The organism is Streptococcus sp. ELY_90 (genome assembly GCF_058314475.1).
Map to the genome: position 1 here is coordinate 150004 of NZ_JBZFUJ010000004.1, position 6071 is coordinate 156074.

The 6071-nt window shown below is 43.1% G+C and carries 7 protein-coding genes; 1 reads left to right on the top strand and 6 read right to left on the bottom strand.

Translation table 11 applies throughout. The features are described 5' to 3' along the window. Window position 1: 1 nt before the first annotated feature. The 6 genes from AC4HAF_RS04085 to AC4HAF_RS04110 all read right to left on the bottom strand — a co-directional run bounded on the left by AC4HAF_RS04085 (window position 2) and on the right by AC4HAF_RS04110 (window position 5541). Complete coding sequence (locus AC4HAF_RS04085; RefSeq protein ID WP_491096778.1) at window positions 2–979, bottom strand: nucleoid-associated protein; 978 nt, start codon at window positions 977–979, stop codon at window positions 2–4. Next, on the bottom strand, window positions 976–2238 hold the full coding sequence (gene glyA / locus AC4HAF_RS04090) for a serine hydroxymethyltransferase (RefSeq protein WP_491096779.1): 1263 nt from the start codon (window positions 2236–2238) through the stop codon (window positions 976–978). Before glyA ends, AC4HAF_RS04085 begins: the two co-directional genes overlap by 4 nt. A gap of 9 nt (window positions 2239–2247) precedes the next feature. Next, a complete protein-coding gene (locus tag AC4HAF_RS04095; protein ID WP_491096784.1) occupies window positions 2248–2838 on the bottom strand; it encodes an L-threonylcarbamoyladenylate synthase in 591 nt (196 codons plus the stop codon). After that, window positions 2831–3661 carry a peptide chain release factor N(5)-glutamine methyltransferase gene (gene prmC / locus AC4HAF_RS04100; protein WP_491096780.1) on the bottom strand — a complete coding sequence of 277 codons (831 nt, stop codon included), beginning with the start codon at window positions 3659–3661 and terminating at the stop codon, window positions 2831–2833. The genes AC4HAF_RS04095 and prmC overlap by 8 nt, the downstream gene beginning before the upstream one ends. Beyond that, window positions 3661–4740, bottom strand: coding sequence for a peptide chain release factor 1 (prfA, locus tag AC4HAF_RS04105; RefSeq protein WP_491090404.1), 1080 nt, complete (start codon window positions 4738–4740; stop codon window positions 3661–3663). The genes prmC and prfA overlap by 1 nt, the downstream gene beginning before the upstream one ends. A gap of 219 nt (window positions 4741–4959) precedes the next feature. Next, complete coding sequence (locus AC4HAF_RS04110) at window positions 4960–5541, bottom strand: thymidine kinase (RefSeq protein WP_491096785.1); 582 nt, start codon at window positions 5539–5541, stop codon at window positions 4960–4962. Window positions 5542–5873: 332 nt separating this feature from the next. Here AC4HAF_RS04110 and AC4HAF_RS04115 point away from each other — a divergent pair, with 332 nt between their 5' ends. Further along, window positions 5874–6059 carry a 4-oxalocrotonate tautomerase gene (locus tag AC4HAF_RS04115; protein ID WP_027976047.1) on the top strand — a complete coding sequence of 62 codons (186 nt, stop codon included), beginning with the start codon at window positions 5874–5876 and terminating at the stop codon, window positions 6057–6059. Window positions 6060–6071 lie beyond the last annotated feature (12 nt).

A 6071-nucleotide genomic window follows, 5' to 3' on the forward strand; every position in this document is an offset into this window, starting at 1 on the left:
ATTACTTACTTTGTATATCTTCAATATTTTTGATCAAAATAGAATAGGTTCCGTTTTGATTTTGAATAAATTCAACCGCTTCGGCATCCTGATAGACACTGTTAGGCACCAAAAGCTCAATCCCGTTTGAGAGCGACAGCTTTTGACTTTCTAATTTTTTTATCTGGCGGGAATGGTCAATATCAGCCACTTTAATGGGCTGGGGAATCGTGTCTTTCAGTTCATCAACAAAGGTGAGCCGGGCTGTCAGATTACTGTCAAAGAGCTGATCAGCTAATTTTTCCGGCGACAGCTCCTGATCTTCTTCTAAGTTTTTATAGATAGCTGATTTCATTTTCGATTGAAAAGCAAAATCATCCTGATTGAAATCATCAGCTACCTTTTGTGCTGTCTTTTCCATCATTTTGATGGATTTTTTAACCGACTGTTCAGGCTCAACCTGAAGCAGGTTTTCAGAAAAATAATTGGCAAAGGAGCCGTTGTGCTTGATGCGCTTTTCAATGAGGTAGTACTGTTTGTTTTGCTGATTGATGATAAGAGCTTCATCAGGCGCTTGAGCAGCGCCCGGCAGATTGTTTTGCGTTAAGCGGATAGGGCTGTCGCTGCCATCTGTAATATGCGTCAGGCTTTCTTTTAAGGCGACGCGCAAGAAGGCAAAATGCTCCCTTCCTTCTTTGTCAAACTGTATAAAAATCAAATCATTGGTTTTTTGATTGTCACTGATGACAAATTCTTCTTTCCACAGCTGTGCTATTTTCTTTGAGCTCTCTAAAAAATCATCACCCAGATAGCTGAGAAAAACATTGTCAGCGTCAAATTTTCCCCGCTTAGCTTCATCTGAAAAGACCCTGCTTAATTTCTTTCGAAAATACTCATCTAAGTTAGGTGTGATGGTCAAAAGTTTATCCGCAAAAACAAGCTCTGGATCATCCGGCGTGAATTGGTGAATGGCTATCTTCTTTAGATACAAATCCATCATGCCAGACTCTCATACAGCGGGAAGGCATCAGTCAGCACTTTCACTTCCCGGCGGACTTCTTCCAAGACAGTTTCGTTATCGGTATTTTCAAGGGTCTTGACAATAAGCTCTGCAACCTTGCGGCATTCTTTAGGACCAAAGCCGCGCGCTGTTACCGCTGCTGTTCCGATACGGATACCTGACGTTTTAAAAGGCGACAGTTTTTCAAATGGAATAGAGTTTTTATTTAAGGTGATGTGAACATCGTCCAAAATATTCTGCGCCACTTTGCCGTTTTCAACGACCTGTGTGACATCAACAAGGAAGAGATGATTTTCACTGGCTCCTGAAATAACACGGAACTTATCATGCGCATTGAAAACTTCAACCATAGCCTGGCAGTTCTCCAAAATATTTTGCGCATAAACTTTAAAGGCTGGATCCATATTTTCCTTGAAAGTGATGGCCTTGGCAGCAACGATATGCTCTAAAGGACCTCCCTGCAAACCAGGGAAAATAGCAGAATTGATCTTTTTAGCCAGATCCTCGTCATTAGTCAAAACAAGGCCGCCGCGCGGTCCGCGAAGCGTCTTGTGAGTAGTCGTTGTTGTCACATGGGCATAAGGTACAGGGCTGGGATGCAGACCTGCTGCGACCAGACCCGCAATATGTGCCATATCAACCATGAGTTTGGCTCCGACTTGATCCGCAATCTCGCGGAATTTAGCAAAATCAATAACACGTGAATAAGCAGACGCCCCCGCAACAATCAGTTTGGGCTGAACTTCTTTGGCCTGCTCTAAAATTTGGTCATAATCCAACACTTCTGTTTCAGGGTCAACATTGTAAGCGACAAAATTATAGGTTTGACCGGAAAAGCTGACAGGGGATCCGTGTGTCAAGTGTCCGCCGGCTGCTAAGTCAAGCCCCATGACAGTATCACCGGGTTTAATAAGAGCCATATAGGCTGCAGCATTGGCCTGACTGCCGGAATGCGGCTGAACATTGGCAAATTGAGCACCAAATAATTTTTTAGCCCGCTCAATAGCCAAACCCTCAGCTACATCAACATATTCTGTCCCGCCATAATAGCGGCGGCCCGGATAGCCTTCCGCATATTTATTCGTTAAAATGGAGCCCTGTGCTTTCATGACAGCCTTGGAAACCACATTTTCAGAAGCAATCAGTTCAATATTATTTTGCTGTCGCTTTTCTTCTGCATGAATGGCTTCCCATACTTCTGCATCATACGCTTCATAATTGTCGTTATCAAAAATCATTTTTTCTCCTTAAAATTGAATAGCATTTACACGGGCCTCAATATCGGCCTGTGTGATATTTCCTTGACGTAAAATTTTAGCGGTCGGACCTGAAATATCTAAAATCGTCGAATCGACTTTTCCAATAGCCTTGTCATCCTGAACACCTAACAGCTGATTTGAAAAAGTTGATTGAATCTCCTTGTAAACTGAACCGCTATTTCGACCGGACAGATTGGCAGAAGGACCAATCAAGGGACCTGTTTTCTTAATATAGGCCAGCGTTAAAGGATGGCTGGGAACTCTGAAGCCAACTGTTGGAAGACCTGAATTGACCCAAACAGGTACTTTTTCATTAGCCTTTAGAATAATTGTCAGAGGTCCCGGCAAAAAGGCCTCATAGAGCTCTTTCAGATACGCAGGAGGCTCCTTGGAAAAGGCCAGAATCTCCTCTAAAGATGAGACATTCAGATTCATAGCCTTTTCCGGCGGGCGCTTTTTAAGAGCATAAACATTTGCAACGGCCTTGGGATCCAGAGCTCTGGCAAACAGACCGTAAACCGTTTCTGTTGGCAGGATAACTGCCTGTCCATCCAGAAGAGCTTGCTCAATCTTATCCATCATCAATCACAACCATTCTATCCCTGCCAAACACATCTTGTAACAGCCGGACACGCTTATCAGGAAAATGCGCCTGAAAGATCCTAGAGACAGACTGCCCTTGTTTATAGCCGATTTCCAAATAAATCTTGCCTCTCGTTTTCAAGTGTTTTCCGGCACTTTCAGCAATCTTTTGATAAACAGCTAAGCCATCATTGTCAGCAAACAGTGCTAAGTGCGGCTCGTGCAGCAGGACATTTTGTCCAACTTCATCCTTATCTTCAAATGCTATGTAAGGCGGATTGGACACAATCATATCGTATTTATCTGAAATCTGACTAAAAACATCTGAATGCAGAAAATTTACTTTTGTCTGATTGATTTTGGCATTATTCCGAGCCAGCATCAAAGCTTCTTCGGAAATATCAGCGGCACTCACCCGCCAGTTTTCTCTGGCTTTGGCAAGTGCAATAGCAATAGCCCCGCTGCCTGTCCCAATATCCAAAACAGATATCGGTTTATCTTGATTTTCATTCAAAATCACATTAACCAGCTCCTCGGTTTCAGGACGTGGGATGAGCACACGTTCATCAACAGTCAGTGTCAAATCCGCAAAGTAGGCTTTTTTAGTGATGTACTGAGCAGGTAGGTGCTGCTTTAAAAGCTCTGCAATTCTCTCTAATTGTCTGAGATCAGCGTCTGGTATTTCCTGAGACTGATGGAGGATAAAATCCAGTTTGCTCCAATGCTTCCAATCGTTAAAAACATAGGCCAGAGCTTCTTTTTCCTCACCGACAGCTATTAAGTCCGCTTCATACTGAGCAAAAGCCTGAGCGTAGTTCATTAGTTGCCCAGCTCTTCCAGTTTTTGTGTTTGGTCATAAAGGACCAAGGCATCAATTACTTCATCTAATTTCCCGGCTAAAATGGTATCTAACTTTTGCAGGGTCAGACCGATTCGATGGTCGGTTACACGATTTTGCGGGAAATTATAGGTCCTGATGCGCTCAGAGCGGTCTCCTGTACCGACTGTAGATTTACGTTCGGCATCTTGCTCATCCTGAGCAATCTGAGCAAAATGGTCTGCCACGCGGGCACGGATAATTTTCATGGCCTTGTCACGGTTTTTTTGCTGGGTCCGCTCCTCCTGCATTTCAACCTTAATATTGGTCGGCAGGTGGATAATCCGAACGGCTGTTGCCACCTTATTGACATTCTGACCGCCGGCACCGGAAGCATGGTAGATGTCCACACGCAGATCTTTGGGGTCAATTTCATATTCCACTTCTTCCACTTCAGGCATAACAAGAACTGTTGCTGTTGAAGTGTGTACACGCCCTTGACTTTCTGTAACAGGAACCCGCTGAACCCGGTGAGCGCCGGATTCATATTTTAATTTAGAATACACAGACTGTCCGGACACCATGGCAACGACTTCTTTGATTCCGCCGACACCATTCATTGAAGCCTCCATGACCTCAAACTTCCAGCCCTGACTTTCTGCATATTTCTGATACATATTCAGCAGGTCACCGGCAAAAAGCGCAGCTTCATCACCGCCTGCAGCCCCGCGGATTTCCAAAATAATATTTTTATCATCATTAGGATCTTTGGGCAAAAGGAGGATTTTGAGTTTTTCTTCATAGTCTTCCTTAGCGGCCTTGGACTCTTTCAGCTCCTCTTTAGCCATTTCTTCAAGCTCAGGATCGCCGCCTGCATCTTTAATCATCTCTTCTGCATCAGCAATATTTTGAATAATTTGCTTGTATTCACGATAAACCGCTACAGTTTCCCGAGTAGATGCCTCTTCTCGGGAGAGTTCCATAAAACGCTTGGTATCACTGACAACATCCGGGTCACTCAGCAATTCCCCCAGCTCTTCGTAACGATCTTCAACAGCCTGCAGTTGGTCGTAAATATTCATCTTCTTAAACAGTTCTCCTTTTCAACATCATAAATAATCGTTTATCACATCAGTATTCCATAAGACAAGAAATGATCAAGTGCTGAGCTGCTTCAGCAGCCATCACCTGTAACCGGGTGGACGGCTGAAAAGAGACAAGTGATAATTTTTGTTTCGCTTCAGCCTAATGCACGGTTTAGGCATTGCCCCATAGGGAATGGCGTCAGGTGCTGAGCTGCTTTAGCAGCCATCACCTGTAACCGGGTGAAAATAATGCTTTCTGCAAACAGGAATATAGGTTTCGTTGCCGCCAATCTGAATCTGTTCACCCTCATAAACAGGCTTACCGTCCTGAGTTCTCAGCACCATTGTAGCTTTTTTGGAACAAAACTGACAGATTGTCTTAATTTCTTCTATCTTATCTGCCATCAGCAGCAGTTCGCGCGAGCCTTCAAACAAATGATTCTGAAAATCATTCTTCAGACCGAAAGCCATTACCGGGACGCCCAGTTCATCAACAATTTTAGCCAAATCATAGACATTTTTTTTGCTTAAAAACTGGCATTCATCGATCAAAATACAGTAGGGGTTGTCTTTCAGACTGTCAATATAGGCAAAAATATCCATGTCCTCTGTTATCGGAATTGCTTTGCGCCGCATGCCGATTCTGCTTGAGACAACACCGAATTCATCGCGCGTATCAAGACTGCTGGTCATTATAACAACGGGCTTACCCTGCTCTTCATAATTATGAGCAACTTTCAAAATTTCAATCGTTTTTCCTGAATTCATGGTCCCGTATTTATAATACAACTGCGCCAAGATTTTCAACCTCATCTCATACTAATATCTCATCTATTTTACCATAAAAGCAAAAAAGGCGCACTGAGTTTTCACAAATAAAAAGAGAATTAGGGGCAGCCCATTTCTTAAAATTATGTTAAAATAAAGGTATCCATTCTTAACTGAACACAGCGTCCGTTTCCTATTTTTATACGGATTTCTTTACGCCCTTTGTATCTTAGTAATTGAACACGGGCTAAAATCCTAGTAAAAAAGATAAACGTCCTTGTGTCTTAGCGACACAGCGTCCGTTTCCTATTTTTATACGGATTTCTTAACGCCCTTTGTATCTTAAATAAAGGAGAAAACTTATGCCATTTGTTAAAATTGATTTATTTGAAGGCCGCACAGAAGAACAAAAAATTGAACTTGCCCGTGAGGTAACCGAGGTTGTTTCCCGTGTTGCCAAAGCGCCTAAAGAAGCTATCCATGTCTTTATAAATGATATGCCGGAAGGCACCTACTACCCGCATGGTGAGATGAAGAAAAAGAGTTAAGCACCCGCTTAA

Excerpts from the sequence above, each read along its gene's own strand:
- AC4HAF_RS04085 (WP_491096778.1), bottom strand. The coding sequence starts at position 979 with ATGATGGATTTGTATCTAAAGAAGATAGCCATTCACCAATTCACGCCG.
- glyA (WP_491096779.1), bottom strand. The coding sequence starts at position 2,238 with ATGATTTTTGATAACGACAATTATGAAGCGTATGATGCAGAAGTATGG.
- AC4HAF_RS04095 (WP_491096784.1), bottom strand. The coding sequence starts at position 2,838 with ATGGATAAGATTGAGCAAGCTCTTCTGGATGGACAGGCAGTTATCCTG.
- prmC (WP_491096780.1), bottom strand. The coding sequence starts at position 3,661 with ATGAACTACGCTCAGGCTTTTGCTCAGTATGAAGCGGACTTAATAGCT.
- prfA (WP_491090404.1), bottom strand. The coding sequence starts at position 4,740 with ATGAATATTTACGACCAACTGCAGGCTGTTGAAGATCGTTACGAAGAG.
- AC4HAF_RS04115 (WP_027976047.1), top strand. The coding sequence starts at position 5,874 with ATGCCATTTGTTAAAATTGATTTATTTGAAGGCCGCACAGAAGAACAA.